This is a genomic window from Sphingopyxis sp. EU05-FHT14B03, from assembly GCF_058790875.1.
In genome coordinates this window covers 941,554-967,335 of sequence record NZ_JBYTDC010000003.1, presented here as the reverse complement: position 1 = coordinate 967,335, position 25,782 = coordinate 941,554, and the positions used below count along the sequence as shown (strand labels likewise).

19 protein-coding genes are annotated in these 25,782 nt (G+C 65.2%); 13 read left to right on the top strand and 6 right to left on the bottom strand.

Annotated features, from left to right (window positions below; genetic code table 11):
* Positions 1-40: 40 nt before the first annotated feature.
* The 11 genes from AC3WS4_RS21120 to AC3WS4_RS21070 all read left to right on the top strand — a co-directional run bounded on the left by AC3WS4_RS21120 (position 41) and on the right by AC3WS4_RS21070 (position 14,622).
* A complete protein-coding gene (locus AC3WS4_RS21120) occupies positions 41-1,198 on the top strand; it encodes a TolC family protein (RefSeq protein ID WP_232314624.1) in 1,158 nt (385 codons plus the stop codon).
* 109 nt (positions 1,199-1,307) lie between these two features.
* Positions 1,308-2,477 carry an efflux RND transporter periplasmic adaptor subunit gene (locus tag AC3WS4_RS21115; protein ID WP_067179751.1) on the top strand — a complete coding sequence of 390 codons (1,170 nt, stop codon included), beginning with the start codon at positions 1,308-1,310 and terminating at the stop codon, positions 2,475-2,477.
* A gap of 3 nt (positions 2,478-2,480) precedes the next feature.
* Positions 2,481-5,723: an efflux RND transporter permease subunit gene (locus AC3WS4_RS21110; protein ID WP_148650765.1), complete on the top strand. Its 3,243-nt coding sequence runs from the start codon at positions 2,481-2,483 to the stop codon at positions 5,721-5,723.
* A gap of 12 nt (positions 5,724-5,735) precedes the next feature.
* Positions 5,736-6,080, top strand: coding sequence for a DUF190 domain-containing protein (locus AC3WS4_RS21105; RefSeq protein WP_067179753.1), 345 nt, complete (start codon positions 5,736-5,738; stop codon positions 6,078-6,080).
* Between the two features lie 81 nt (positions 6,081-6,161).
* Positions 6,162-6,632: an SRPBCC family protein gene (locus AC3WS4_RS21100; protein ID WP_067179755.1), complete on the top strand. Its 471-nt coding sequence runs from the start codon at positions 6,162-6,164 to the stop codon at positions 6,630-6,632.
* Between the two features lie 186 nt (positions 6,633-6,818).
* Positions 6,819-9,359: a heavy metal translocating P-type ATPase gene (locus AC3WS4_RS21095; protein ID WP_492738007.1), complete on the top strand. Its 2,541-nt coding sequence runs from the start codon at positions 6,819-6,821 to the stop codon at positions 9,357-9,359.
* A gap of 44 nt (positions 9,360-9,403) precedes the next feature.
* Positions 9,404-12,583 (top strand): efflux RND transporter permease subunit, encoded by a 3,180-nt coding sequence (locus AC3WS4_RS21090; protein WP_053555676.1) that lies wholly within the window; start codon positions 9,404-9,406, stop codon positions 12,581-12,583.
* 13 nt (positions 12,584-12,596) lie between these two features.
* Entirely contained in the window at positions 12,597-13,082 is a 486-nt protein-coding gene (locus tag AC3WS4_RS21085; protein ID WP_053555675.1) for an SRPBCC family protein, read from the top strand.
* A gap of 11 nt (positions 13,083-13,093) precedes the next feature.
* On the top strand, positions 13,094-13,513 hold the full coding sequence (locus AC3WS4_RS21080; protein WP_137890200.1) for a disulfide bond formation protein B: 420 nt from the start codon (positions 13,094-13,096) through the stop codon (positions 13,511-13,513).
* The gene (locus tag AC3WS4_RS21075) at positions 13,510-14,154 is read left to right on the top strand and encodes a DsbA family protein (RefSeq protein WP_053555674.1); all 645 of its coding nucleotides are present in this window, start codon (positions 13,510-13,512) and stop codon (positions 14,152-14,154) included. Before AC3WS4_RS21080 ends, AC3WS4_RS21075 begins: the two co-directional genes overlap by 4 nt.
* Positions 14,155-14,316: 162 nt before the next feature.
* Positions 14,317-14,622, top strand: coding sequence for a hypothetical protein (locus AC3WS4_RS21070; protein ID WP_137890099.1), 306 nt, complete (start codon positions 14,317-14,319; stop codon positions 14,620-14,622).
* A gap of 255 nt (positions 14,623-14,877) precedes the next feature.
* On the opposite strand, the gene AC3WS4_RS21065 is transcribed toward AC3WS4_RS21070, so the two are convergent.
* The 4 genes from AC3WS4_RS21065 to AC3WS4_RS21050 all read right to left on the bottom strand — a co-directional run bounded on the left by AC3WS4_RS21065 (position 14,878) and on the right by AC3WS4_RS21050 (position 20,854).
* Positions 14,878-16,368, bottom strand: a complete 1,491-nt coding sequence (locus AC3WS4_RS21065; RefSeq protein ID WP_492738003.1) for an FG-GAP repeat domain-containing protein — start codon at positions 16,366-16,368, stop codon at positions 14,878-14,880.
* A gap of 27 nt (positions 16,369-16,395) precedes the next feature.
* Positions 16,396-18,870, bottom strand: a complete 2,475-nt coding sequence (locus tag AC3WS4_RS21060) for a TonB-dependent receptor plug domain-containing protein (RefSeq protein WP_294048577.1) — start codon at positions 18,868-18,870, stop codon at positions 16,396-16,398.
* Positions 18,871-18,944: 74 nt separating this feature from the next.
* Positions 18,945-20,150 (bottom strand): cystathionine beta-lyase, encoded by a 1,206-nt coding sequence (gene metC / locus AC3WS4_RS21055; protein WP_082737026.1) that lies wholly within the window; start codon positions 20,148-20,150, stop codon positions 18,945-18,947.
* A 14-nt stretch (positions 20,151-20,164) separates the two neighbouring features.
* The gene (locus AC3WS4_RS21050) at positions 20,165-20,854 is read right to left on the bottom strand and encodes an RNA polymerase sigma factor (protein ID WP_053555670.1); all 690 of its coding nucleotides are present in this window, start codon (positions 20,852-20,854) and stop codon (positions 20,165-20,167) included.
* A 314-nt stretch (positions 20,855-21,168) separates the two neighbouring features.
* Here AC3WS4_RS21050 and AC3WS4_RS21045 point away from each other — a divergent pair, with 314 nt between their 5' ends.
* A complete protein-coding gene (locus AC3WS4_RS21045; protein ID WP_492738000.1) occupies positions 21,169-22,494 on the top strand; it encodes a dicarboxylate/amino acid:cation symporter in 1,326 nt (441 codons plus the stop codon).
* 12 nt (positions 22,495-22,506) lie between these two features.
* Positions 22,507-22,986: an Lrp/AsnC family transcriptional regulator gene (locus tag AC3WS4_RS21040; RefSeq protein ID WP_037512420.1), complete on the top strand. Its 480-nt coding sequence runs from the start codon at positions 22,507-22,509 to the stop codon at positions 22,984-22,986.
* A gap of 22 nt (positions 22,987-23,008) precedes the next feature.
* On the opposite strand, the gene AC3WS4_RS21035 is transcribed toward AC3WS4_RS21040, so the two are convergent.
* Together AC3WS4_RS21035 and AC3WS4_RS21030 are read right to left on the bottom strand one after the other, a co-directional pair.
* Positions 23,009-24,256, bottom strand: coding sequence for an amidohydrolase family protein (locus AC3WS4_RS21035; protein WP_082660529.1), 1,248 nt, complete (start codon positions 24,254-24,256; stop codon positions 23,009-23,011).
* Position 24,257: 1 nt separating this feature from the next.
* On the bottom strand, positions 24,258-25,673 hold the full coding sequence (locus AC3WS4_RS21030; protein WP_053555669.1) for an amidohydrolase: 1,416 nt from the start codon (positions 25,671-25,673) through the stop codon (positions 24,258-24,260).
* Positions 25,674-25,782: the final 109 nt, after the last annotated feature.

Sequence of the window (25,782 nt, the reverse complement as noted above, 5' to 3'; positions counted from 1 at the left end):
GGCAGGCCAGGCCGTGCGTGCCGGCCCGCTTCCCGCTCGATTGTCCCTCGCGCAGGCGATGGAGGAGGCCGACGCGCGCTCGCCGCGCGTGGTTGCCGCCGAAGCCGAAGTGGAGGCTGCTCGCGGTCGCCAGCGTCAGGCGGGCTATCGCTTCAACCCCATCCTTAACGTCGACGTCGAGAATTTCGCGGGCACCGGCCCCTATTCGGGACTAAACGGCCTCGAATCGACGGTGTCGGTCAATCAGCGTCTTGACATCGGCGGCCGGCGCCGTGCGCGCATGACGCTAGCAGATGCCGAGTTCCTCGCCGCGCAATATAGGCTCGAGATTGTCCGAGCCGATCTCGCGCTCGAGGTTCGCAACCAGTTCGCGACGGCACTCGCAGCCCGCGACAGTCTGGCGCTCGCGCGCGAGAATGAAGCGCGCGCCCGCGAACTCGTCCGCGTCGCACAGGCGATGGTCGATACGGGTAACGAGCCGCCGCTGCGTGCCTTCCGTGCCAATGCGGCGCTGGTCCAGGCCACCGCCGAACTGCGCACCGCCGAGGCCGAGGAACGGACAGCGCGCCGTTCGCTGGCAGCGCTCCTCGGCAGCTCGGTTGCGCCGGCCGAACTGGTCGAAGGCGACCTGTGGGTGATGCCCGCATCGGTGGACTCGCTGGCCACGCTCGACGTGCGGCTTGCCGAAACCGACCGCCTCATCGCCGAAGCTCGCCTCCGAGGGCAGCGCGCCGACGGTCGCCTCGACCCGTCTGTTGGCTTCGGAGTGCGGCAACTTCGCGACACGGGCGATCGTGCCCTCATTGCGAATGTCTCGGTGCCGCTGCCGATCTTCGATCGCAATCGCGGCAACATCTCGGCGGCCAAGTCCGACGTCGCTGCCGCCATCGCGCGGCGGGAAAATGCGGTCGTCAACGCCGAGGCAGAGATTGCCAATGCGCAGGCCGAACTCGAAGCCGCCGAGGCCCGCCTCGCGGCGCTCGAGGGCAGCGGGATCGAGCAGGCGCGCGAAGGCGTCCGGCTCGCCGAGCTCAGCTACCGCGCCGGCAAATCGACGCTGGTCGAACTGATCGACGCGCAGCAAGCCTATGCCGCGACGCAGGCGGAGCTGATTGCGGCCCGGCAGGCCCGCGCCGAAGCGCGTGCGATCCTCTCGCGTCAGGCCGCGGCCGAGGGCGACGCGGATCACCAGCCATGAGCGTGCCGGTCCCAGCAATCAGCGGGGCCGTCCGCCCCGCCATCCTTCTCAATCAACAGGGGTGCGCCGCCGGTCGGCGCGCGAACCGCATCAACAGCGGAGACAGAATATGATCACCAAGGACAAGCGCCTCCTCGGCACCGTCGCGGGCGCAATGGCTCTCGCGGCCGTCACCGGTTTCGGTGTCGCACGTTGCACCGCCGATCCGGCGCCGGCTCCGGCGGCTGAAGGCGGTGCGGAAGCGGCGAGCGAAGCTCTTCCCAACAACCTCGTCATCAGCCCCGAAGCGATCAAGTCTGCCGACATCGGCGTCGAAACGATCGCATCGGGCGGCCTCGGCTCCGAAATCATCTCGCAGGCGACCGTCACTGCGGCACCGAGCGGCGAGGCTATCGTGACCGCGCGGGCCGGCGGTGCCGTCACCCGGCTTTTCAAGCGGCTCGGTGATCCGGTCCGCGCCGGAGAGACGATCGCCATCGTCCAGAGCCGTGACGCTGCACAGATAGCGGCCGAGCGGGTCGCAGCCGATGCGCGCTCGACGCTGGCGCAGAAGAACCTCCACCGCGAGAAGACGCTGCTCGATCAGAAAGTGTCCGCTCGCGTCGATTATGAGCGAGCGCAGGCCGAGGCGGCGGCTGCCGCGGCGGAAGCGCAGCGCGCCCGCGCCGCTGCGAGCGCGGCGCAGGTCACGCGCGATGGCAGCAGTGTCATAGTGGCAAGTCCGATCTCGGGGCGGATTACGGCCGAGAACGCCAGCCTTGGCGCCTTTGTCCAGCCTGAAACCGAACTGTTCCGCGTTGCCGATCCCAGCAAGGTGCAGATCGAGGCCGCGGTTGGTCCGGCCGATGCACAGCGGCTCTCGCCCGGAGATCGTGCGATCATCGAACTTCCCGACGGCCGGACGATCGATGCCCGCGTGCGGGCTGTGACTCCTGGCCTGTCCGGCGACACGCGCTCGGCAACCGCCGTGCTCGACGTGCCCGGCGCCTTGCAGCCGGGCCTTGCGGTCCGGGTACGTCTGCTTCCGAGCCGCGGCGCCGAAACCGGTGGCCCCGCCCGAATCGTGATCACTGACGAAGCCCTCCAGACGCTCGAAGGCCGCGACGTGGTGTTCATTCGCACGAAAGAAGGCTTCCGTGCGCAGCAGGTCACCGTCGGCCAGCGCAGCGCGGGCCGCGTCGAAATCCTCTCCGGGCTGAAGCCCGGACAGATGGTCGCGACCGAGAACGCCTTCCTGCTCAAGGCCGAACTCGGCAAGGGCGCGGGCGAGGAGGAATAGACCATGATCGCGAAACTGATGGCGCTATCCGTCCGCGCGCGCTGGGCGGTACTCTTTCTCTTCCTCGTGATCGCGGGACTCGGCGTATGGCAGCTCACCAAGCTGCCGATCGACGCGGTTCCCGACATCACCAACAAGCAGGTGCAGATCAATACGATCGATCCGCGTCTTTCGCCGGTCGAAATCGAGAAGCTCGTAACCTACCCGATCGAAATCTCACTCGCCGGCATTCCGGGGCTCGAGACGACGCGTTCGATCTCGCGCAACGGATTCAGCCAGGTGACGGCGATCTTTACCGATGAAACCGACCTCTATTTCGCGCGCCAGCAGGTGGGCGAACGGCTTCTCCAGGCGGGCGAGAACCTTCCCGACGGGGCTCAGCCGCAGATTGGCCCCGTGACAACGGGGCTGGGCGAGGTCGTCATGTATACCGTCGGCTACAAATATCCTGACGGGAAGGGCGCCAAGAAAGTCGCCGGCCAACCCGGCTGGCAACCCGACGGCAGCTATCTGACCCCCGAGGGCGATATCCTCACCGACGAGATTGCCAAATCGGGCTATCTTCGCACGGTTCAGGACTGGATCGTGAGCCCGCAGCTCAAGTCGGTCGGCGGCGTCGCCGGCGTCGATTCGATCGGCGGCTATGCCAAGACCTTCGTGGTCGAGCCCGATCCGACGCGGCTCACCAGCTACGGCATTTCCTACAGCGAGCTCGGCGAAGCACTCGAACGCGCCAATCTCGCGGTCGGGGCCAACTATTATAACCGGGCGGGCGAGGCCTATCTCGTGCGCGTCGATGCGCGCGTCCGTTCGGTCGATGAAATCCGCAACGCCGTCGTCGCGACGCGCGGCGGCGTGCCCGTCACGGTCGGACAGCTCGCCAATGTGAAAATCGGCGGCGACCTCAGAACCGGTGCGGGCAGCATGAACGGCAAAGAGGCGGTGATCGGCACCGTGCTGATGCTGATCGGCCAGAACAGCCGGACTGTCGCCGAAGACGTCTCGGCTAAGATTGCGCAGGTGTCTAAAACCCTGCCGCCCGGCGTCGAAGTGAAGGTGGTGCTCGACCGCGCTAAGCTGGTCAATGCAACGGTCGGCACGGTCGAAAAGAACCTCACCGAAGGCGCGGTGCTCGTGGCGGCCGCGCTCTTCTTCCTGCTCGGCAACTGGCGCGCGGCGATCATCGCGGTGCTGGTCATTCCCTTCTCCTTCCTGATGATGGCGATGGGCATGAACGCGTTCCGCGTGCCCGGTAACCTGATGAGTCTCGGCGCGCTCGACTTCGGTCTGATCGTCGACGGCGCGGTTATCATCATCGAAAACTGCCTCGCCAGATTGGCGCACCGGCAAGAGCATGAAGGGCGTTTGCTCAATCTTCGCGAACGTCTCGAGGAGACGATGCGCGCCAGCCAGGAGATGATCAAACCGACCGTCTTTGGGCAGGCGATAATCCTGCTCGCCTTCGCGCCGCTGCTGATGTTCACGGGCGTCGAGGGCAAGACCTTCTCGCCGATGGCCATCACCATCATGCTCGCGCTCGTTGCCGCCTTCATTCTCGCTATCACGCTGGTTCCGGCGCTTGTCGCGCTGATGATCCGCGGCAAGGTTGCCGAGAAGGAAGTCTGGGCAATCCGCAACTTGAAGGAGCGCTATCTGCCGCTGCTCGACAAGGCGATTGCCAAGCCCTGGCCTTTCATCGCCGGCGGCTTTGCTTTCTTCCTCCTCGCCATCCCGGCGTTCGGCCTGCTTGGCTCGGAATTCATTCCGCAGCTCGATGAGAAGAATATGGCGCTCGCCTCGACGCGCGTGCCGTCGGTCAGCCTCGAACAGTCGCTTGCGATGCAGCGCAACGTCGAGACAGCCATCTCTAAATTGCCCGAGGTCGAGCTGATGTTCTCGAAGACCGGTACAGCCGAGGTCGCGACTGATCCGATGCCGCCGAACATCTCGGACGGTTTCATCATTCTGAAACCGCAAGACCAATGGCCCGTCGGGGTCGATTCCAAGGCCGACGTCGTCGAGCGCATCGAGAAGGCCGCTGGCGGCCAGCTCGGTCAGCTCTACGAGGTCAGTCAGCCGATCGAGCTTCGCTTCAACGAACTGATTGCGGGTGTCCGCGGCGACGTCGCGATCAAGCTCTATGGCGACGACCTCGACAAGATGTCGCTCGCCGCGAACGAGATGGTGAAGGTGCTCCAGGGCATTCCGGGAGCGGGCAGCGTCAAGGCCGACCAGGTCGGCGGGGCTCCGATGCTCGACGTAACGCTCGATCGCAACGCGATTGCGAGGTACGGCCTGTCGGTCCAGGAAGTCGCCGACACCGTGTCGGCAGCGCTCGGCGGGCGCGAATCGGGCCTGCTCTATGAGGGCGACCGGCGCTTCGACATCACCGTGCGCGTTCCAGACGCAACGCGCGTGAATCTCGACGATATTCGCGCGCTTCCTGTCCTCCTTCCTTCGGAAGGCGGCAATCGCGGGCAGATACCGCTCGCGCAAGTGGCGCAGATCCGGCTGACCGAAGGACTCAACCAGATCAGCCGCGAGAATGGCAAGCGGCGCGTCGTCGTGCAGGTGAACCTCGAAGGCCGCGATGCGGGGTCCTTCGTGACGGAAGCGCAGGCGAAGATTGCCAATGTGAAGCTCCCGGCGGGCTATTATCTCGAATGGGGCGGGCAGTTCGAAAGCCTGCAGGCTGCATCGAAGCGGCTTTCCATCGTGGTTCCGCTCTGCTTCGCGGGCATTTTCATCCTGCTCTACATGGCGCTCGGCACCTTCGGACGCGCGACCGCCGTGTTCCTCGCGGTGCCGCTGGGCCTCGCGGGCGGGGTGTTCACCCTCGCGCTTACCGGGATCAACTTTTCGGTGTCTGCGGCGGTGGGCTTCATCTGCCTTGCCGGCGTCGCGGTGCTCAACGGTCTCGTCGTCATGACGGCGATCCGCGAGCGGCTCGAGAATGATGTCCCGCTCACGGAGGCAATCCGCGAGGGTATGACCGAGAAGATGCGTGCGGTGATCATGACCGGTTTCGTGCCCGCGATCGGCTTCGTGCCGATGGCGATCGCGACCGGAACCGGCGCCGAAGTGCAGAAGCCGCTCGCGACTACCGTCATCGGCGGCCTCATCGCGGCGACCATTCTGACGCTTCTCGTCCTGCCCGCGATCGCCAAGGTCGTACTCGGAGCCGACTGGCAGCCGAAGTTCCTCAAGCGGAAAGCGGAGCCGGCCACCCAGCCGGCTACGGAATAGGGAGATAATGTCATGACAAAAGCATCCAAGCTCTTGCGCATCTACACTGACGAATCCGCATTCTTCGGCGACCGGCGAGCCTTCGAATTCATCGCGGAACTTGCGCGGCAGCAGAAGCTCGCGGGCGTAACTGTCCTTGAGGCGGTGCTCGGCTTCGGTCGCTCGGCGCATCTCCATCGCCGCCACGCGCTGGAGAATGACCGGGCGGTCGTGATCGAGATCATCGACGAAGAGCAGCGGCTCCGCGATTTCGCGGCGCAACTGGGGGAGATACCCGATATCGGGCTCATCACCCTCGAAGCGGTAGATATCCTCGGCGGCAAATCCGCTGCGGAGCCTCCCGATGTTCAGAGCTGACCGGCAACTTGCCGGTTTCCACCGCGGCGCAGGCCCCCGGCCTGCGTCGCGGACCAGCTTGCGCGAGCGAGGAGGTCTCCGATGTTCTCGGTAGGCACCTCGCTCCGCTTGCCAGTTCCGATCGGTCGCGTCTGGCGTCTTCTCGTCGATATCGACCGATATGGCGACTGGCACCCGACGCTGCGGTTCACCGACCGCTCGGGCGACGACGAGCGACTGGGCTATGTCTATTCACCGCGCGGCAAGCGGGGTCCGGAATTTGCCTCCGAGGGGCGCATCACCGCTCTCGACTGGCTGACCGGTTTCTCGTGGCGGACAGGTACGCGCGGGCTGCTCGTCATTGAGGAAAGCTACCGGCTCGAAAAGCTTGGGCAGGGGGTGGAGGTTACGCATCGTATCGAATGCGCGGGTCTCTTTTCGTGGCTCGGATACCCCGTTCTTCGACGGGTTTGCAGCGTTTTTCTCAAGCGCTCTAACACGGCGCTTGAACAGCAACTCCGTCGCACGACGGTTCAGTCCCGATACGCCCGGCCTCGCGGGCGGCGCGCTTGAGGGACAATGAGATCTTGGCCGCCGGGAGCCCTTGGCTCCTTGCCCCCGCCACCCGGTCGAGGGTCACTGGCGGTCAAGGAGGTGCGGGAGTGGGTCGCGTCCCACCAAGACTCCCGCACCTCATCCTTCCGGGAGGGCCGGACATTGCCTGACCCTCCCGGATCAGATGGAAAAAAGGATTGCATCATGAGTGATCAGCTGCGGCTCGATATTCCGCTTCTTCTCCCCGAGGTCGCCGATACTGCCGACCGCTGCGTCGCGCGCCTTACGAGTGAGCTCGAAGGACGCGAGGGGGTCGACAAGGTCCATGTGATCCGCACCAGCGACGGCTCGCCACCGCAGCTCTGCATTCATTATCGGCCGGATATCCTTCCGCTCGAACGGGTGCGGCAGCTGGCGCGTAGCGCCGGCGCCGAGCTCACCGGCCAATATCAGCATCTCTTCTGGGACGATCTCGAAGGCGTCGGCCACACGCGGCGCGCGCGGACGGTCGGGCTTCGGCTTCGCGAAATTCCGGGCGTCATCGAGGCCGAAGTCGGCGCGGCGGGGACGCTGCGCGCCGAGTTCCAGCGCTCGGAGACCTCCATCGAAACGATTAGAATGGTGCTTTCGGATATGGGCGTTACCCGGAAATCGGCTGCCGTCGCCGCGGCTGTCCCGGCACAAGCCGGCCACGAGCATGGTGATGATGGCCATGATCATGGCCCTGATCATGCCCACGGGTCCGACCACAAGCATGGCCACAAAGGCTCCGACGACCATGATCATGGTCACGATCATGGGGGCATATTTGGCGAGCGCACCGAGTTGATTTTCGCTCTGCTCTGCGGTCTCGTTCTTGGCATCGGTTTCACCATCGAGAAGTTCGACGTCGCTCGCGAATGGGTAAGTTTCAGCTTCTATCTTGCCGCTTATGGCTTCGGCGGTTGGTTCACCGTCCGCGAAGCGATCGAGAATCTGAAGCTCAAGCGCTTCGAGATCGACACGCTGATGCTCGTTGCCGCGGCGGGCGCGGCGGCCCTGGGTGCTTGGGCGGAAGGCGCGTTGCTGCTCTTCCTCTTCAGTCTTGGCCATGCACTCGAGCATTATGCCATGGGCCGGGCAAAACGTGCGATCGAGGCGCTGGCGGAGCTCGCGCCGCAGACCGCGATCTTGAAGAGCGCCGATGGTAGCACCCGCGAAGTGTCGGTCGAACTCCTGCAGATCGGCGATACGGTCGTGGTCAAGCCCAACGAGCGGCTCCCGGCCGACGGCTTCGTGACCGTTGGCCGCACCGCGGTCAATCAGGCTCCCGTCACAGGCGAAAGCGTGCCGGTCGACAAGGAGCCGGTCGCGGACCGGGCCTTGGCGGCGGCCAAACCCGATGGCTTGGATGCAAAATACCGCGTGTTTGCAGGCACGATCAATGGTCATGGCGCGATCGAGATCGCGGTCACGCGCCTCGCCGCCGATACCACGCTCGCGAAAGTTGTAAAAATGGTGAGCGAGGCGGAGACGCAGAAATCGCCGACCCAGCGCTTCACCGACAAGTTCGAGCGCATCTTCGTGCCGAGCGTGCTCGCGCTCGTGTTCGTCCTGCTCTTCGCCTGGGTCGTCGTCGACGAGTCTTTCCGCGACAGCTTCTACCGCGCCATGGCGGTCCTCGTCGCGGCAAGCCCCTGCGCGCTCGCGATTGCGACGCCGAGCGCCGTCCTGTCGGGCGTCGCGCGCGCCGCGCGGGGTGGCGTGCTCGTCAAGGGGGGCGGTCCGCTCGAGAATCTCGGCTCGCTGACCGCGCTCGCCTTCGACAAGACGGGCACGCTCACCGAGGGCAAGCCGCGCATCACCGATGTCGTGCCCTCCACTGCTGTGCCCAAGGAAGAGTTGCTCCGCATCGCGGTCGCGGTCGAGCGGCTCAGCGACCATCCGCTTGCCGCCGCGATCGTGCGCGATGGCGAGGCCATGCTGACCTCGGCGCGCGTGCCGGTTGCGGACGATCTCAACAGCCTCACGGGGCGCGGCGTCACCGCCAAGGTCGAGGGCGAAACCGTCCTGATCGGCAAAGCCGAGATGTTCGGCGCCGACGGCATCGCGCCGATCGGCGACGAAGTGGCGACGGCGATTGCCGGCCTTCGCGAACAGGGCCGCACGACGATGGTGGTCCGTATGGGCGACCGCGATCTGGGCGCGATCGGTCTGATGGACACGCCGCGCGAAGCGGCGCGCACGGCGATCGCTAGGCTCCGCGAGCTCGGGATCAGACGTATGATCATGATCTCGGGCGATCACCAGAAGGTCGCCGAGTCGATCGCCGCCGAAGTCGGGATCGACGAGGCCTGGGGCGACCTGATGCCCGATCAGAAGGTCGACGCCATTCGCGATCTCAAGGCCGAGCAGCCGGTGGCCATGGTGGGCGACGGGGTCAATGACGCGCCCGCGATGGCGAGCGCAACCGTCGGCATCGCCATGGGCGCCGCTGGGTCGGACGTCGCCCTCGAAACCGCCGATGTCGCGCTCATGGCCGACGATCTTGCCCATCTGCCCTTCGCCATCGGGCTCAGCCGGCAGACGCGGCGGATCATCCGCCAGAATCTCGTAGTGAGCCTCGGCGTCGTGGTCGTGCTCGTGCCGGCAACCATCCTCGGGCTGGGCATCGGCCCCGCGGTGGCCGCGCATGAGGGCTCGACACTGGTCGTGGTCGCCAACGCGCTACGGCTCCTCGCCTATCGCGACCGCAGCGCGGCCTGAGAGGCCAACGCGGCGGCGAGGCGAGACCGGAAAGGGGAGAGCGGATGAACTTCAAGAATATCTCGGCCTGGTCCATCCGGAACCCGATCCCGCCGCTCGTCATGTTCTTCGGCCTGACGGTCGCGGGGATCGTCTCCTTCCTCATGATGGGGGTCCAAAGCGATCCCGACATCGATTTTCCGGGCGCGATCGTCATCATCGCGCAGCCGGGCGCCGCACCCACCGAACTCGAAACGCAGGTCACCCAGCGCGTCGAAGCGGCGGTGCGCACGATCGAGGGGATCGACGAGCTCAACTCGACCGTCACCGAGGGCCAGTCGCAGACCTTCGTCCAGTTCGCGATCGGGACGCCGATCGACCGGGCGGTCACCGATATCCGCGACAAGATCACCCAGATAAGGAGCAACCTGCCGAACGGCATCCTCGAACCGCAGGTCATCCGCCTGTCGACCTCGGGCAATACGCTGGCTTATTGGTCGGCTTCGGCCACCGACATGACGCTCGAGGAATTGAGCTGGTATGTCGATAATGTCGTCGCCAAGCGGCTGATTGCCGTCCCCGGCATGGGCGACGCCTATCGACGGGGCGGCGTCAGCCGCGAAATCCGCGTCATCCTCAACCCCGAACGCATGCGCGCTTACGGCCTGACTGCCGCCGCGGTGAACACCCAGCTCGTCCAGCTCAACGTCAACGCCGCGGGCGGCCGGATGGAGGTCGCTGGATCGGAACAGGCGGTGCGCATCCTCGGCAATGCCAGTAGCGCGAACGCGCTCGGCGAAACCCTGATCTCGGTCGGCACCAACCGCACCGTGCGCCTCGCGGACATCGCCGAGGTCAAGGACCTCTACGCCGAGCAGCGCTCGGTCTCGAAGCAGGACGGACGGCAGGTGCTGACCTTCGGGTTCGAGCGCGCGAAGGGCGCCTCCGACGTCACCGTCTATGACGCGGCGGTCGAGGAGTTGCGCAAGCTCGAGAAGGAAAACCCCAAGATCAAGTTCACCGAGCTGTTCAGCGATATCGAATATACCAAGGGCCAATATCATTCGGCGATCAACGCGATGGTCGAGGGCGCGATCCTCGCGGTCATCGTCGTCTTCCTGTTCCTGCGCGACTGGCGCGCGACCCTTATCTCGGCGCTCGCAATCCCGCTCTCGGCGGTCCCGACCTTCCTCTTCATGGACCTGATGGGCTTCTCGCTCAACATGATGACCCTGCTCGCGCTCAGCCTTGTCGCCGGCGTCCTCGTCGACGACGCGATCGTCGAGATCGAGAATATCGTCCGCCACATGCGGATGGGCAAATCCGCTTACCAGGCCTCGATCGACGCCGCCGACGAGATTGGCCTGGCCGTGCTCGCGACCACCATGACGATCGTCGCGGTCTTCCTGCCCGTCGGGCTGATGCCGGGGGTCGCCGGACAATATTTCAAGAATTTCGGGCTGACCGTCGTCGCGGCGGTGCTGATGAGCCTCGCGGTCGCGCGCATGATCACGCCGATGCTCGCCGCTTATTTTCTCTCCGCGCAGGGTCCGCAGAAGCATGGCGAAGGCCCGCTGATCGACACCTATATGCGCGTGCTGCGCTGGAGCCTCGATGCCAGGGCCGCCGATGCGGCCCGCGCCCGAGGCGATCGCTGGAAATGGCTCGCCTACATCAAGGATCACCGGCTCTGGGTCGTCGGTATCGGGGTACTCGCGCTCTTCGCGACCATCTTCAGCTTCTCGCTGCTCCCGATGACCTTCCAGCCGTCGATCGATTCCGACACGAGCCGCGTCGCAATCCAGCTCGCTCCGGGTGCAACGCTCGAACAAACCGAGGCAGTGGCCGACGAGGTGACCGATCTCATGAAGCGCGACCCGCTCGTCGAATCCGCCTTGTCGCGGATCGATGTCGGCACGGCGACGGTCTATCTGAAATTGCGCAAGGACCGCGAACTCACCTCGACCGAGTTCGAAAAGGACCGCGCGCCGCGGCTGGCTGCGGTTCCCGATGCGCGCATCAACTTCCAGTCGCAGCATGGCGGCGGTGGCGGCAGCAGCCGCGACATCTCGATCACACTCGGCAGCGACGACCCGAAGAAGCTTGAAGATGTCGGCAACCGGCTGCTTGCCGAAATGGCCAAGGTGAAGGAAATCCGCTCGCCGCGCGTCGAGGGCAATCTTCAGCGCCCCGAGATCGTCATTCGCCCGCGCTTTGCGCTCGCCGCGCAGCTCGGGGTGACGACACAGGCCCTCAGCCAGTCGATCCGCGTCGCGACGCTTGGTGAGATTGACCAGAACAGCGCGAAATTCTCGCTATCCGATCGGCAAATCCCGGTTCGCGTCGCGCTCGCGGAAACCGCGCGCGAGCGGCTCGATACGCTCCGCAATATGCCGGTCCCGACCCGCAACGGCGGAACGGTGCCGCTCTCGGTCGTCGCTGAGATCGGCTTTGGCGCCGGCCCGACCCAGATCAATCGCACCAATCAGGTGCGCCAGCTCACCATCGGGGCCGACCTCGCCCCGGGTCTGGTGACGGGTCAGGCGATGGAAAAAGTCGAGGCGCTGCCCGCGCTCAAGCAGCTTCCCGCCGGCGTCACGCGGCTCGTGCTCGGCAGCGCCAAATGGCAGGCCGAGATGCTGCGTAACTTCGCAATCGCGGTGGTGTCGGGCATCTTCCTCGTGCTCGCCGTTCTGATCCTGCTCTATCGCAAGATCATCCCGCCCTTCGTCAACATGGGTTCGCTGCTGCTCGCCCCGCTCGGCGGTGCGATCGCGTTGCTCTTGACCGGCTATCCGCTGTCGCTCCCCGTCTTCATCGGGGTGCTGATGCTGCTCGGTATCGTCGGCAAGAACAGCATTCTGCTCGTCGATTTTGCGATCGAGGAAATGGCGTCCGGCGTGCCGCGCGACGAGGCGATCGTCGACGCGGGGCACAAGCGCGCGCAGCCGATCCTGATGACCACGGTCGCGATGGTCGCGGGCATGATCCCGACCGCGCTGTCGCTCACCGGCGACGGTGCATGGCGCGCGCCGATGGCGGTCACGGTGATCGGCGGTCTCATCCTTTCGACGATGCTGACGCTGCTGATCGTACCGGCGTCCTTCAGCCTTGCGGCGGGCTTCGAGCGCCGGATGGCCCCGCGCCTGCGCCGCTGGTTCACGACCGGCGGCGCGCACGCCGACCCATCGCCTGCGGGCGTCACCGACATCGGCGCGGGGCAAAGCCCGGCGGCCGATCGATAGAGGAGTGAAGTTGATGGAGTTCGAGCGGGAGCATGACCTCCCCTATAGTCCGGAACAGATATGGGCGGTCCTCGGCGATTTCGAGAACCACCGGATCTGGAATCCCTATGTCCGGATCGAGCGGCTTGCCGAGGACCCGATCGCGATCCGCTATTCGATGCGAATGGATCCCAACAAGCCCAAGTTTCTCGAAGTCTCCGCGACGGTCCTTTCCGCGCGCTCCGGCGAGGAACTGATTCTCGACGTAAAGCCGAGCTTCATCCTCCAGTTCGAGGAGAGCTATATCCTGACCCGGACGCCGGAAGGGACCAAATTCCTCCATCGCTATCGCTGCCGCGGACCTTTTGCCTGGCTCCGGCTTCCCGGCATCCAGACGAGCTTTCAAAGGATGCTCGCATCGATCGACGGCATCCTGCTCAGCTACCTCAAGTCCAAGTACAGCAAGCCGCAATCGCCGCCGCGGCGGCCCAAGTCGAAGTTCAAAGGTGGTCGGCGATGACGAGCTTTCCGATGCTCGCGCCGCACAAATGGCGTCCGCTCGGCGCGGCCTGGGCAATTGCCCTCCTGTCGAGCCTAGCTGTCCTCTTCGTCGGTGAGGTCATGGGCCAGGCGCCGTGCGATCTCTGCTGGTTCCAGCGCGCTTTCATGTTTCCGCTCGCGATCATTCTCGGCATCGCGGCGTTCATGTCGGACCGCGCCGTCGTTCCTTATGGGCTGGCGCTGGCTTTCGGCGGCGGTCTCGTCGCTTTCTATCACAGCCTGCTCTACGTCGGCGTCATTCCGGCCCAGATCGTCCCCTGTACCGGCGGCCCGTCATGCTCGGGAGAGAGCATGGCAATCGGAGGCGTGCCGCTGCCCCTCCTGTCGCTGGCCGCGTTTGCGCTCATCCTTATCCTCTTGCTCAACTTCCAAAGGAGACTGAAATCATGAACAGACGTATCGGTGTCGTTGCCACGCTTGTCCTCTCGGCACTCGCCTTCACCGGCGGCGCGATGCTCTACAGCGGAACCGCCGAGGGCGAACCCACGAAGAAGGTCGTGGCGGGGCCGGTCGACAGCCTCATTCGTCCGCACTCTCCAATCATCGGTCCAAAGAATGCGCCGGTGACCATCGTCGAATTCTTCGACCCCTCGTGCGAGGCCTGCCGCGCCTTCTATCCGACGGTGAAGGGCATCGTCGCCAAATATCCCAAGGATGTGCGTCTCGTGATGCGCTACCTGCCGCTCCATCCCGGCTCGGCCGAGGCGATCGTGATCCTCGAAGCCGCGCGCGTGCAGGGCAAGCTCCAGCCCGTAACGGCGGCGCTGCTCGAGGCGCAGCCCGACTGGCACGACGGCAAGATGGACGGTGCCTGGGCCGCGGCCGAGAAGGCCGGCCTCAATGTCGCGAAGGCGCGCGCGATGCCGACCACCGATGCAATGGCCTGGATGGAGCAGGACATTGCCGACGCGCGTGCGGTCGGCGTCAAGGGCACCCCGACCTTCTTCGTCAATGGCGAGATGCTCGTCCAGCCGAGCCCCGAACAGGTCGAGGCCAAGGTTCAGGCCGCGGTCGCGGCGATGGGGCAATGAGCCGGAGCGGGGTGTCCCTTGACGGGGTAGCGAGCCGCTCCAGCATCTCGTCCTGCCGCAGCACTGGCCCGAGTGATCCACCGGCTCGTGTTCGGGTGCGATATTCACAGTGCGTTCAATGACGAAGGGGGAGTTTGCAGGTTCGTAAAAGGAGAGACAGACATGCGAAAATTTGTGCAGTTCGCGGCGGCGCTGCTCGCATTTGCGATCCCGGGCACCGCAATGGCTCAACATCATGGTGATCGTGGCGGCTGGAGTGGCAGCCATGATGCTCCGCGCGGACATGACCGCGATTACCGGCCCATTCGGCACAGCGCCCCCACTTATGGCCACGACCGGGGCTATCGTTCCTACGATCCCTATTATCGCGGCAACGCTCATCGGTTCGAGCGGCGCGATCAATACGAACGGCGCTACCAGAAGAGGCGACAGCATCATCATCACCGGGGCCGTCACTGGCGAGGCTAGGCGCGGCGAATGCCGTCTCCGCGTCAGGTAGAGCGACCTCTCTGATCGACAACAACCTTGCCTTGGTGCGCAAAGCCAGGGAGGGCATCGTCGGCGACGATAGCAGAGCCGCTTCAAAGGCCGGCGTAAGGCTGCGCCAACAAGCAGGCCGTGCTGACCTTCGAGCCGTTTGCCAGCGCAGGGCCGTTCATACGCGGTCACAGTTTCATGGATATCATTCGGGTAACCGGATTGGAGCCGCATCGCCCGCCGGGGCTACCGCTCACGGATCACGAGTTCGGTCCCGGCATAGCGCTCCGGGCGAACATGCTCGATCCGCTGCGTCCGGCGGCTCGCCCTGTTCATGAAGGTGACTTCGACGGTCACCGGCGTCATGGAGGCGAGGCCGAAGTGGACCGGCTGGGTGCCTTGCGAATTATAGCCTTCGCCGGTCGAGACCAGACGCGTCGCGACGATCTTGCCCTCGGCGTCGTAGAGCCGCACCTCGGCGCCCATGCGGGTGAAGCGCCCAGTCTTGTCGAGTACGCGCACGGAAAGGCTGCGGCGGGCGGTTTGCTTGCCCAGATCGTTATGGAAGAGGAAATGGCCGCCGGTCGCGGTATATCCGCGCGTCACCGAAAGATCGAGCGCGCCGTCGCGGTCATAGTCGATCCACTGGACGCCATGATCGGCGACGTCGAGCTCGGAGCCGGCCGGTAGGACGTTCTCGAAGCCCTTGCCACCGAGGTTGCGGTAGAGGCGGTTCGCTGGCTGCTGCGCGCCCGATTTGCCGGTGTAGGCGGCAACGAAGAGGTCGAGCCAGCCATCGTTGTCGAAATCACCCCAAGCGGCGCCGACGGCATGATTATCCTCGGCGAGACCGAGCTGCGGCGCGACATTCTCGAAGCGGCCTCCGCCCTTGTTGCGGTAGAGGATGTTGACGCCGTAGCTCGCGACGAACAGGTCGAGTTCGCCGTCATTGTCATAGTCGCCGATCGCGCAACCGACGCTGCCATCTTCGGCCGGACGGCCGGGGCGGTCTATGCCGAGCGCGGGAGCTACGTCGACGAAGCGACCGCCGTCGTTGCGCCACAGTGCGTCGGTTGCGCCCGACTGGTTGGCGAGGAAGAGATCGAGATCGCCATCGCGGTCGTAATCGAACCAGCAGGCACCTACGGTCGGCCGCGCGTCGTCGCCTGCCTGTTCGGCGTCGACGCGCACGAAACGGCCCGCATCCTGGCGAAACAGCGCATTGGGGCCAGCGCGGTCGGCAGTGAAAAGGTCCAGGTCGCCGTCATTGTCGTAATCGACCCAGCTCGATTGCCGCGCCGAGCGTCCGGGAACGACGGGTGTGAGGTCCTGGCGGATGAAACGGCGGCCGCTCTCATTGCGGAACAGAAGGTTGGCTTCGGTCGCCTTGGTGGCGCCGGCATAGAGATCGAACCAACCATCGCCGTCATAGTCGCCCCATGACAGCCCGCGCATCTCGGCGCCGGAGACGGGCAGGCCCATCGCGGCACCGATGCTGGTGAAAGTTCCGCGATCATTGCGGTAGAGGCGAATTTCGCCGGTCTTGATCGACACGGCGAGGTCAAGATCGCCATCACGGTCGAAATCTGCCCAGCTGTTGGAGAGCGAGCCGGGAATGGCGAAATCGGCGGTCTGGACGGGAGCGAAAGCGGGGCCGGCCGTCCCGGCCGTCCCGCCGCCGGCAATGCCGATCGACAGGACGGCCCAGGACAGGTTCCGCATCAGTTCATCGCGCATGATGCGGACTCCTGAGGATGGTGGGGATCAGAAATCGAGTGCGATCCGGCCATAATAGTAACCGCCATATTGGCCGAACGGCCCGGCGCCATAAGGCGCGAGCCCGATGGTGTTGGCGACGGTCGTGCGGTCGGGATAGACGTCGAAAATATTATAGGCACCCGCTGCGACCCGTAACTTCTCGGTCACGCCATAGGAGACCTCGAGATCGGTGATCCACTTGGCGCCGAAGCTCTGGTCGTTGACGGGAAGGCCCCCGACGAGATTATCGAGCGACTTGAATTTGTCGTAGCGCGTTTCCTTGACGTTAATCGTGAAGGGACCGGATTCGAAGTTGGCGCCGAGGATCAGCTTGGTCTTGGGAGTCGAGGTGAACCATCCCTGCGTGCGCCGGTCGAACAGGGTCAGGCCGAGGCCCGCGAGTTCGCTCGGGTTGGCTGCGATCTTCCTGATGTCGGTGTCATTATAGTTGAAGCCGACGCTCGTGCGCAGGCGTCCGGCACTGCCGACGTCGAACGCATAGGTGCCCACGACATCGACGCCGCGCGTGCGCGTGTCGACGGCGTTGGTGAAGAAGCGCACCGACTGGTCACCCGAGAAGCCGTTCGCGATCAGGATGTTCCGGATCCCCGTGCCCGACAACAGGCCGGTGAGGGTGATGCGGTCATCAAGATCGATCTGATAGGCATCGACCGAGAGCGAGAGACCCGACGCCGGCGTCAGCGTGAAGCCGAGGCTGTAGTTCTTCGACTTCTCCGGCTTGAGTGGCTGCGCGCCGAGCGCCTGCGCGACCGCCGAGTTGGTCTTCACGATCTTGGTGAGCACCGGGATATAGACGCCGCCGACAAGATTGATCGACGTCGAGGTCTGCGCGAAGTCCTGCTGCGCCAGCGAGGGGGCGCGGAAGCCGTTGCTGAACGCACCTCGCAGTGCGAGCCAGTCGGTCAGCTCATAGCGTGCGCTCACCTTGCCGCTGAAGACGCTGCCCGAGCTGTCGTCGAAATGCTCGAAGCGGCCCGCCGCTGTGACCAGAAAACGCGGGCTGACGTCGAGCGCGAGATCGACATAACCCGCCCAGATGTTGCGATTGATGTTCGCGGCATCCTCGGGGGTGACGACGATCGCGCCCTGCGCGCCGACCTGTGCCGGGCGCCCGGCGAGTGGGCCGGTCGGATAGAAATAGCCCCCGGCCCGGTAGCTGTCGACGTCGAGCGGCTTGGTGACGTAATTCTCGTAACGATATTCAGCGCCGAGCGAGACCTGGAGTGCCGTCTCGCCGCCGAACTCGATACGACGCGTCAGGTCGAGATTGTTCGTCCACTGGTCGAACGCCGAGCTGAAGGTCTTGAACTCGGTCGGGCTCGACGGACCGAGCGACGCGTTGAGCGTATTTTCGGCGCCATTCTTGGCATAGTTGCGGCCATAGGTGCTGCTGAGATCGATGTTCCAGTCCGCAGTCTCGCCGCGAAGGCCGCCGGTGAACTGGAAGTCGGTTTCCTGCAGCGTGTAGTAAGGCGTGAAGCCGTCGGGATAGATCTGGATGATGTTCTGGTTGCTGTTCGGGCGGCGGCCGGCCTGGCCGACGCGCGCGTCGCGATAGCCGAAGGTGCCATCCGAATAGAAGGTGACGTTGCCGAGCGGCAGGATGAGCGTTTGCGCGACCTTGACGTCCTTCACGTCGGGGAGGCCGCCTTGATAGGTGCGGCGATTGGCGGTGAGTTCGCGCGGATCGGGTACACCGCCGGCGAGCGGGAAATAAAGCGCCCCGGTTACGTCGGTGTTGCGCACGGCGGCATTGGCCTTCTTGCCTTCGACCGACAGTGTGAACGAACCGCCGTCGCCGAGCGCGAAGCCGTGCGAGACGCTGCCTGAGATGGTTTCGCCATCGCTGCCGCTGCCGTCGCGACCATAGCGCTGGCCGGCTTCGAGGGTCGCCTTGCCGCCCGAGTCATTGGTCTTCAGGATGACGTTGATCACACCCGCGATCGCATCCGAGCCATATTGTGCCGAGGCACCGTCGCGCAGCACTTCGATACGCTCGATTGCGCTCGACGGAATGAGGTCGAGATCGACCGGGTTGCCGCCCTGCGACGTCGCGCCCGAGTTGAAGTCGATGATCGAGCTGTTGTGACGGCGCTTGCCGTTGACCAGCACGAGGACATGGACGCCCGAAAGGCCGCGAAGGCCCGCGGGGCGCGTCAGGCTGTTGAACGACGAGCTGCCCACGGTCGTCGACTGGAAGGACGGCACGAGCTGCGTCAGCGCGTCGCGCAGCTGCATGCCGCCGCCGAGCTTTTCAAGCTCTTCGCCGCCGATCACGTCGATCGGGGTCGGGCTCGAAATGACGGTGCGAGCCTGGCCGCGGGTGCCGGTGACGATGATTTCGGACTGGGAGGCCGTTTCACCGGCGTCGTCGACCGGGGCATCCTGCGCGAAAGCAGGCATGGAGATGGCGGCGGCGACGCAGGACGCCCCCGCCAGAAGTCTCGTATATTTTTGCATGGTCTTGCTCCTGAATACGGAAAATCGTTCCCCCGGTGAACCTGCGATTTTTTGTTTTCCGCTTGTTTCGGCGCTTATCCTGCGGCCCTCAACTTGCGCGGTGGCGCTGCGGTGTCCTGCGAAAGGGTGTCGAGCCCTTGCCGCAAATCCGCGATGAGGTCATCCACCCTTTCGAGCCCGATGTGCAATCTTAGCAAGGGGCCGGGATAGCTGAGCTTGTGGGTCCGGGCCTTGAGCTGCGGGTCGACGGGAATGGCGAGGCTCTCATAGCCGCCCCAGCTGAAACCGAGACCGAAAAGCTTGAGCTGCTCGACCATCGCGGCGACAGCCGTTTCGGGCGCGGGCTGGAGTACCGCGCCGATCAGGCCGCAGATGCCCGTGAAATCGCGCTTCCAGATCGCATGACCCGGATCGCTCGGCAGCGCGGGGCACATCACCGAATGGACTTCGGGCTGCGCCTCGAGCCATTTGGCGACCTGAAGCGCGGCGGCGCCATGTTGTGCGAGACGGGTATGGAGTGTCCGCAGACCGCGGATCGCCATATAGGCGTCGTCGGGCGATACCGCCCAGCCGGTCTCATAGCTCGACGCCGCGAGCAGTTCGGCGGCATGGCCCTTCGCCGCGGCGAGCCCCATGAACACGTCCGAATGGCCGCAGACATATTTGGTGAGCGACTGGATGCTCACGTCGACGCCGTGATCGAGCGGCTTGAAGAGGACGCCGGCCGACCAGGTATTGTCGATCACGGTCATGATCCCGGCTTCCTTCGCCATTGCGGCGATCGCCGGGATGTCCTGCATTTCGAAGCTCAGCGAACCGGGGGATTCGAGAAAGATCACACGGGTCTTCGGCGTTATCATCGCGCGGATGGCTTCGGCATCGTCGGCGGGATCGAAGTAGCGCGCGGTGACGCCGTAGCGCGCGAGCGTGCCGGCAAGGAAACGCCGGGTCGGATTATAGACGGTGTCGCAGGCGAGAACTTCGTCGCCGGCGGAGAGCAGCGCGAGCAGCGTGCCGGTGATCGCGGTGAGGCCCGAGGGATAGATGAAGGCTTCATCGGCATTCTCGAGATCGCGCAGGGCATCGCGCAGCGTGCGCTGGGTCGAGAGGCCGACGCGGCCGTAGGTGACCTTGCCGCCGTCGTAGAGCGCCTCACAGCTGGGCAGGAGAACGGTCGAGCCGCGCTGGATCGGCGGACCGGGGGTCCGCTGGAGCGCGTCGCACGGGGTATCGCCGTGGATGAGCCGCGTCTGCTCGTGAACCATACTGCAAAGCGTCATCTATATTTTCTTTCTCAGATGGAATTGGAGAGGAGTTTCTGCCGCTGCGGCGACACGCCGTTGCGATGTGCCGCGACGAGATCGCTGCGGCGGACGACCGAGAGCGCCTTGGCGGCCTTGGTCACATGTTTTTCGATGGCGCTCGTCGAGATGTTGTAGCGGTTCGCGAGGCTCTTCAGGCTCGACCCTTCGACACGGATCGCGACGAGGATTTCCTGCGTCCGCTCGGGAAGCTGGCTGAGCATGGTCTCGACAGCGCGGACCTCATCCTTGGCAAGCAGGATGCGCAGCGGCGACATCTCGTCGACCGGATGGTCAGGTTCGTCGAGCTGGCAATGGCAGTCGCTGCGGCGCGTCGTCTGGCGGCGATGGCGATCGATGAGCGCGGCCTGCGCGGCCTGGAAGAGATAACATTTGGGATGGGCGACCGCGGCGGCGTCGGCGCGGCGAATGATGCTGAGGAGAACGTCCTGGAGAATGTCGTCGAGGTCGGCGACCGGGACGCGGCGGCGGAGATATTTCCTGAGTAGCGGGAGGTGCGGCCAGAAAGCTTCGACAAGATCGGGCGCGGCGTTGTCGGACGGCAAAGCGGGAGTGGCCGGCGGCTTTTCCGGAGGTGGAGCGATAAGTTCGAACGTCTGCCAGCCATCGCCGGCCGTGACGTTTTCAGTCTCATACTCGGCCCCATAGGCACTGAATGTCATCGTGCGTCCCCTTGTGGCGACATTTTATGACATGAGTGCTAGGGTGAATTCATCACCGACTTTGGCAGGAATTTGGCGAATGTTGGGATGTTTGAACTGATAGTTCGGTATTCGGTCGATCAAATGATCGAAATCCTACATGAACAACGTCGGTCCGGTCGAATCATCTGCCCCGGAGTCGCCTCGGAACTGCAACATTTGGCGAGGGACCGCAAAACTTCCTCGCGGAATCGCGCTTTGGGCGATGGGGTGTTCGGTTCGTAGCGCGTCAAAGCAAAGGGGCCTCCCGCATCGGAGGTAGGAGGAGTGATCGCATGGCGAGAACCTGGCTTATTTTGTCGGCGCTGGTCGCTGGACTGGCGCTGGGCGTGGGATGGACGCGGCTCGGGCTCGCTGGTCTCATCGATGCGGTAACGATTGCGGACAGCATCGGCGGTATCTGGCTCGACGGACTCAGAATGACGATCATCCCGCTCGTCGTCTCGCTCCTGATCACCGGGATCGCAAAGACGGTCGATAGCGCGCGCGGCGATCGCGTCGCGATGCGCTCGGTCGTCACGTTCATTGCGCTGCTATGGATTTCGACCGCGATGGCGGCGCTCCTCATTCCCGCGCTGCTCGGTATCTTCCCGATGCCGGCCGACGCCGCGCGCTCGCTCACGGGGAGCCTTACGACATCGGCCCATGTCGAGGCGCCAACGGTCGGGATTGCCGCCTTCCTCCGCTCGATCGTACCGACCAATCCGTTTGCCGCGGCCGCGAACGACGCGCTTCTTCCGCTCATCCTCTTCACCGCGGTCTTTGCGGTCGCGCTGGCGCGGCTGCCCGCGGTGCAGCGCGAGCCGGTGACCGCCTTCTTCGACACGATCGCGAGCGCGGTGCTGCTCATCGTCGGCTGGGTGCTCGCGCTCGCGCCGATCGGCGTGCTCGCGCTGGCCTTCGGGGTTGGCGCGCGCGCCGGCACCTCGGCGATCGGCGCGCTCGCCCATTATGTCGTGATCGTGTCGAGCGCCGGGCTTGCCGCCTGGGCGCTCGCCTATCCGGTCGCGGTATTCGGTGGCCGCGTGCGTCTTCTCGCCTTCGCGAAGGCGGTCGCACCCGCGCAGGCGGTCGCGCTCAGCACCCAGTCGTCGCTCGCCTCCTTGCCGCCGATGCTGAAGGCATCGACCGATCTCGGGATCGACCGCTCGGTGTCGCGCGTATCGCTGCCGGTCGCGGTCGCGATCTTCCGCGTTACGAGCCCGGCGATGAACCTCGCAGTCGCCATCTATGTCGCGCACTGGCTTGGCATATCGCTCGCGCCGTCCACGATCGCGGCGGGCGCCGCGGTGGCAGCGATCACGACGATCGGGTCGGTGAGTCTGCCTGGACAAGTGAGCTTTCTGACCTCGATCGCGCCAATCTGCGTCGCGATGGGTATTCCGATCGAGCCGCTCGCCCTGCTGATCGCGGTCGAGATGATCCCCGATCTCGTGCGGACGGTTGGCAATGTGACCATGGATGTCGCTGCGACGACGGCGATCGCACGGATGGGGCCGGCGTCGGATGCCGTCAGTGATGGCGCCGATGGATATGGAGGCGGCGAGGATGACGCCTCGCCGCGACCCGCGCCTTCTTTCGTTAGCGCGCAAGACGTTTGAAGGAGGAAAACCATGACCCGCGTTTCACTCGACGATGCCGACGTCCGGATTCTGGGATTTCTTCAGGAGGATGCGACGCTCTCGGTCGCGGCCGTCGCCGCCAAGGCCAATATGTCGCAGAATGCTTGCTGGCGGCGGATCAAGCGGCTCGAGGAAAGCGGGGTGATCTCGCGGCGCGTCACGATCCTCGACGCCAGTGCGCTCGGTCTCGACCTTACGGTCTTCGTGAGCCTGCGCGCTTCCGAGCATAGCGAAGCCTGGCTCGAGATGCTCAATTCGGCAATCCGCGATATTCCGGAGGTCGTCGAATTCTACCGCATGACCGGCGACGTCGACTATCTGCTCAAGCTCAGGGTCGAGAACATGGCCGCCTATGACGCGGTCTATCGGCGCATCATCCGTTCGATCCGGCTCACCGATGTAAGCTCGGCCTTCTCGATGGAAGAAATCAAGTTCACCACCGCGCTGCCGCTCACGGCGCGCCCGTCCTGACCTTCAGTACGGGCGCGGCGCGTTAGCGCGCGTAGCGCTTGCCGAGTTCGGTCGCGCGCGACGTCAGCGGCTGTTCCTTGCCCGCGATGAAGATCGCGGTCGGCTGGGTGAGCGGCTCGAGCGGATCGCCGTCCCAGATCACGATGTCGGCTGCCTTGCCGGGTGCGATCGAACCCATCTGGTCGGCGACGCCGAAGATGCGGGCGGGTGCGAGCGTGAGCGCCTCGATGCCTGCGGCATAGTGCAGCCCGCGCGATACGGCGAGGCCGGCATTATAGCGCATCTCGCGGACGCGGTGGCCGGCGTCGTTGCCGCCGATCGCAATCTCGACCCCCGCTGCCTTCAGGATCGACGCGTTCTGGAGCGAGGCACCGAGCATGTCGAAGTTCGCGGGGATGTTCGAGGTCGGATTGATGAGCACGGGGACCTTCGCCGCCGCGATTTCGTCGGCGACGCGCCAGGCTTCCTCGGCGCCGGACAGGATGATCTTGAGCTTGTAGTCGCGCGCCAGCTTCAGCACCTGCTGGATGTCGGCGGCGCGGTGGACGACGACGATCAGCGGCATCGTGCCAGCGAGCACGGGCTTCAGCGCCGCGACATCGGCCTGCGAGAGCTCGAACGGATATTCGTCGCGCGGCGCCTGACGCGCGAGATCGAAAATCTGGCGAAGCTGCACGAATTCGGCAGCGCGCGAGCCGCCGATGCGCGCGGCGCCATCCTCGCCAAGCTCGAGCATCATGCCGACCCCGGGTCGATGGAGGATAGCCGCGCCCTCGCCGAGCGAGATCAGCGCGGCCTTGCCCGCGAAGGGCAGTTCGCGTTCCTTGTCGCTGTCGTCATAGTCGGGCATCACGACCGCATGGGTGACGCCGCCGAGCCGCGCGATAGGTATGAGCGTCGACGCCGGGTTAAGCCCGTACTGGACGTCGAACGAGGCGCTGATCCCCGAATTATGCGTCTTGTTGTCGACCGAACCGTCGACCGAGCTGACCTCGAGGAGGCCGAGCGCGGTGTTCACCGCGATGAGCCCCGGAGTGACCGTCGCGCCCTTGGCGTCGATCGTGCGCACGCCTGACGGGACGGCGACATTTGCGCCGGCGGCAGCGATGCGCCCATCGCGCACGAGGATCGTGCCATTCTGGACCTCGCCGACGGGGCCGGGCGTCAGAAGATGCGCGTTGGTGATCGCGAAGGTCTGCGCTGCGACCGGTGAGGCGGTCGCAGCGAGGGCCAGGGCGATGCCTGTGAAAACTGGGAGCCGTCGTTGCATCTCATTCCTCCCCGACCGGTTGGCCGATTTCAAAATCGCTTCGGTAGCGCGTGGCGGGATCGCTCGTGTCGAGGACGAGCGCGCCGTCGATGAAGACCTTCTCGGCGATGGCGTAGACGCTGAACGGATTCTTGCTCCACAGCACGACGTCGGCCATCTTGCCCGGCTCGAGCGAGCCGGTCTTGTCGGCAATGCCCATGATCTTCGCGGGGTTGAGGGTGATCCACTTGATCGCCTCCTCCTGCGGAATGTCGATCCCCGCGCGGCGCCCGGCGGCGATCGCGACCGCACTTTCGACGTTGAGGCGCTGGATCAGTCGCTGCTCGTCCGAATGGATCGCAACGCAGACGCCCGCCTTGCTCAGGATCGCGGCATTTTCCTCGATCGCGTCATAGGCTTCCATCTTGAAGCCCCAGCGCGTCGCCCAGGTCGCGACGCAGACATCGTCGGCGACGAGCAGGTCGGCGATCTTGTAAGCCTCGACCGCATGGTGAAAGGCGCGCGTCTTGTAGCCGAACTCGTGGCCAACATCGAGCATCACCGCCATTTCGTCGGCGCGGTAGCAATGGTTCTGAACGAGGATGTCGCCCTTCAGCACGCCCGCAAGCGTTTCGAGCCCGAGGTCGCGCTTGGGCGCCTCGCCGCCTTCGCCGCGCGCGCGCTTCTTTTCATAGGCATCGACCTTGCGGCCATATTCGGCGGCGTCGATCCAGGCGCGGCGGAAGCCCGCGACTTCGCCCATGCGCGTGGCGGGGGCGCGGCCGCGGCTGCCGTAGCGACCTTTCGGATTCTCGCCGCAAGCCATTTTCAGCGTGTAGGGCGCGCCCGGGAATTTCATCTGCTGGACGGTCACCGCGGGTACATTCTTCACGCTCACGCCGCGGCCGCCGAAGAGGTTGGCCGAACCCGGCAGGATGAGCAGGCTGGTGACCCCGCCGGCGCGGGCCTTGGTAAATACGGGATCCTGCGGCCAGATCGAATGCTCGGCCCAGACATGCGCGGTATAGGGGTCGATATTCTCGTTGCCGTCGGCATGGCCCTGGACGCCGGGCGCCGGAAAGACCCCGAGGTGCGAATGGGCGTCGATGATGCCGGGGGTGACCCACTTGCCGCGCCCGTCGATGACGCGCGCGCCTAAGGGAACAGCGACATCGGCGCCGACCGCGATGATCTTGCCTGCGGCCATCAGCACCGTGCCATTGTCGATCCGGGTGCCGGTGCCGGTCAGGATCGAGGCGCCGACGATCGCCGTGTCGGCGGCGGGACGCGGTTGGTAGGTGCTCGCGAACGGTGCGGGCGCCGGCGCTGCCGCCGGTTCCGCGGGCGGCGGTGGCGTGTTGGCGGGGCGCGCCGAGGAGGCATCGGCGGCGCAGCCCGCGAGGAGCGCGAGCGTGGTGCCGAGAAGCGCGGCGCGCACCGCGCGGGGGGTGCGGGCCGGGGAGATGGTGTCGGAGAAATGTCGTGTCACGCCGGGATCACCTTGTGCGAAGGGATGGAATGGGCAGCAATCCGGCCGCCGCGCCGGG

Coding starts and splice junctions, on each gene's coding strand:
- AC3WS4_RS21115 (WP_067179751.1), top strand. CDS start 1,308: ATGATCACCAAGGACAAGCGCCTCCTCGGCACCGTCGCGGGCGCAATG.
- AC3WS4_RS21110 (WP_148650765.1), top strand. CDS start 2,481: ATGATCGCGAAACTGATGGCGCTATCCGTCCGCGCGCGCTGGGCGGTA.
- AC3WS4_RS21105 (WP_067179753.1), top strand. CDS start 5,736: ATGACAAAAGCATCCAAGCTCTTGCGCATCTACACTGACGAATCCGCA.
- AC3WS4_RS21100 (WP_067179755.1), top strand. CDS start 6,162: ATGTTCTCGGTAGGCACCTCGCTCCGCTTGCCAGTTCCGATCGGTCGC.
- AC3WS4_RS21095 (WP_492738007.1), top strand. CDS start 6,819: ATGAGTGATCAGCTGCGGCTCGATATTCCGCTTCTTCTCCCCGAGGTC.
- AC3WS4_RS21090 (WP_053555676.1), top strand. CDS start 9,404: ATGAACTTCAAGAATATCTCGGCCTGGTCCATCCGGAACCCGATCCCG.
- AC3WS4_RS21085 (WP_053555675.1), top strand. CDS start 12,597: ATGGAGTTCGAGCGGGAGCATGACCTCCCCTATAGTCCGGAACAGATA.
- AC3WS4_RS21080 (WP_137890200.1), top strand. CDS start 13,094: ATGCTCGCGCCGCACAAATGGCGTCCGCTCGGCGCGGCCTGGGCAATT.
- AC3WS4_RS21075 (WP_053555674.1), top strand. CDS start 13,510: ATGAACAGACGTATCGGTGTCGTTGCCACGCTTGTCCTCTCGGCACTC.
- AC3WS4_RS21070 (WP_137890099.1), top strand. CDS start 14,317: ATGCGAAAATTTGTGCAGTTCGCGGCGGCGCTGCTCGCATTTGCGATC.
- AC3WS4_RS21065 (WP_492738003.1), bottom strand. CDS start 16,368: ATGCGCGATGAACTGATGCGGAACCTGTCCTGGGCCGTCCTGTCGATC.
- AC3WS4_RS21060 (WP_294048577.1), bottom strand. CDS start 18,870: ATGCAAAAATATACGAGACTTCTGGCGGGGGCGTCCTGCGTCGCCGCC.
- metC (WP_082737026.1), bottom strand. CDS start 20,150: ATGACGCTTTGCAGTATGGTTCACGAGCAGACGCGGCTCATCCACGGC.
- AC3WS4_RS21050 (WP_053555670.1), bottom strand. CDS start 20,854: ATGACATTCAGTGCCTATGGGGCCGAGTATGAGACTGAAAACGTCACG.
- AC3WS4_RS21045 (WP_492738000.1), top strand. CDS start 21,169: ATGGCGAGAACCTGGCTTATTTTGTCGGCGCTGGTCGCTGGACTGGCG.
- AC3WS4_RS21040 (WP_037512420.1), top strand. CDS start 22,507: ATGACCCGCGTTTCACTCGACGATGCCGACGTCCGGATTCTGGGATTT.
- AC3WS4_RS21035 (WP_082660529.1), bottom strand. CDS start 24,256: ATGCAACGACGGCTCCCAGTTTTCACAGGCATCGCCCTGGCCCTCGCT.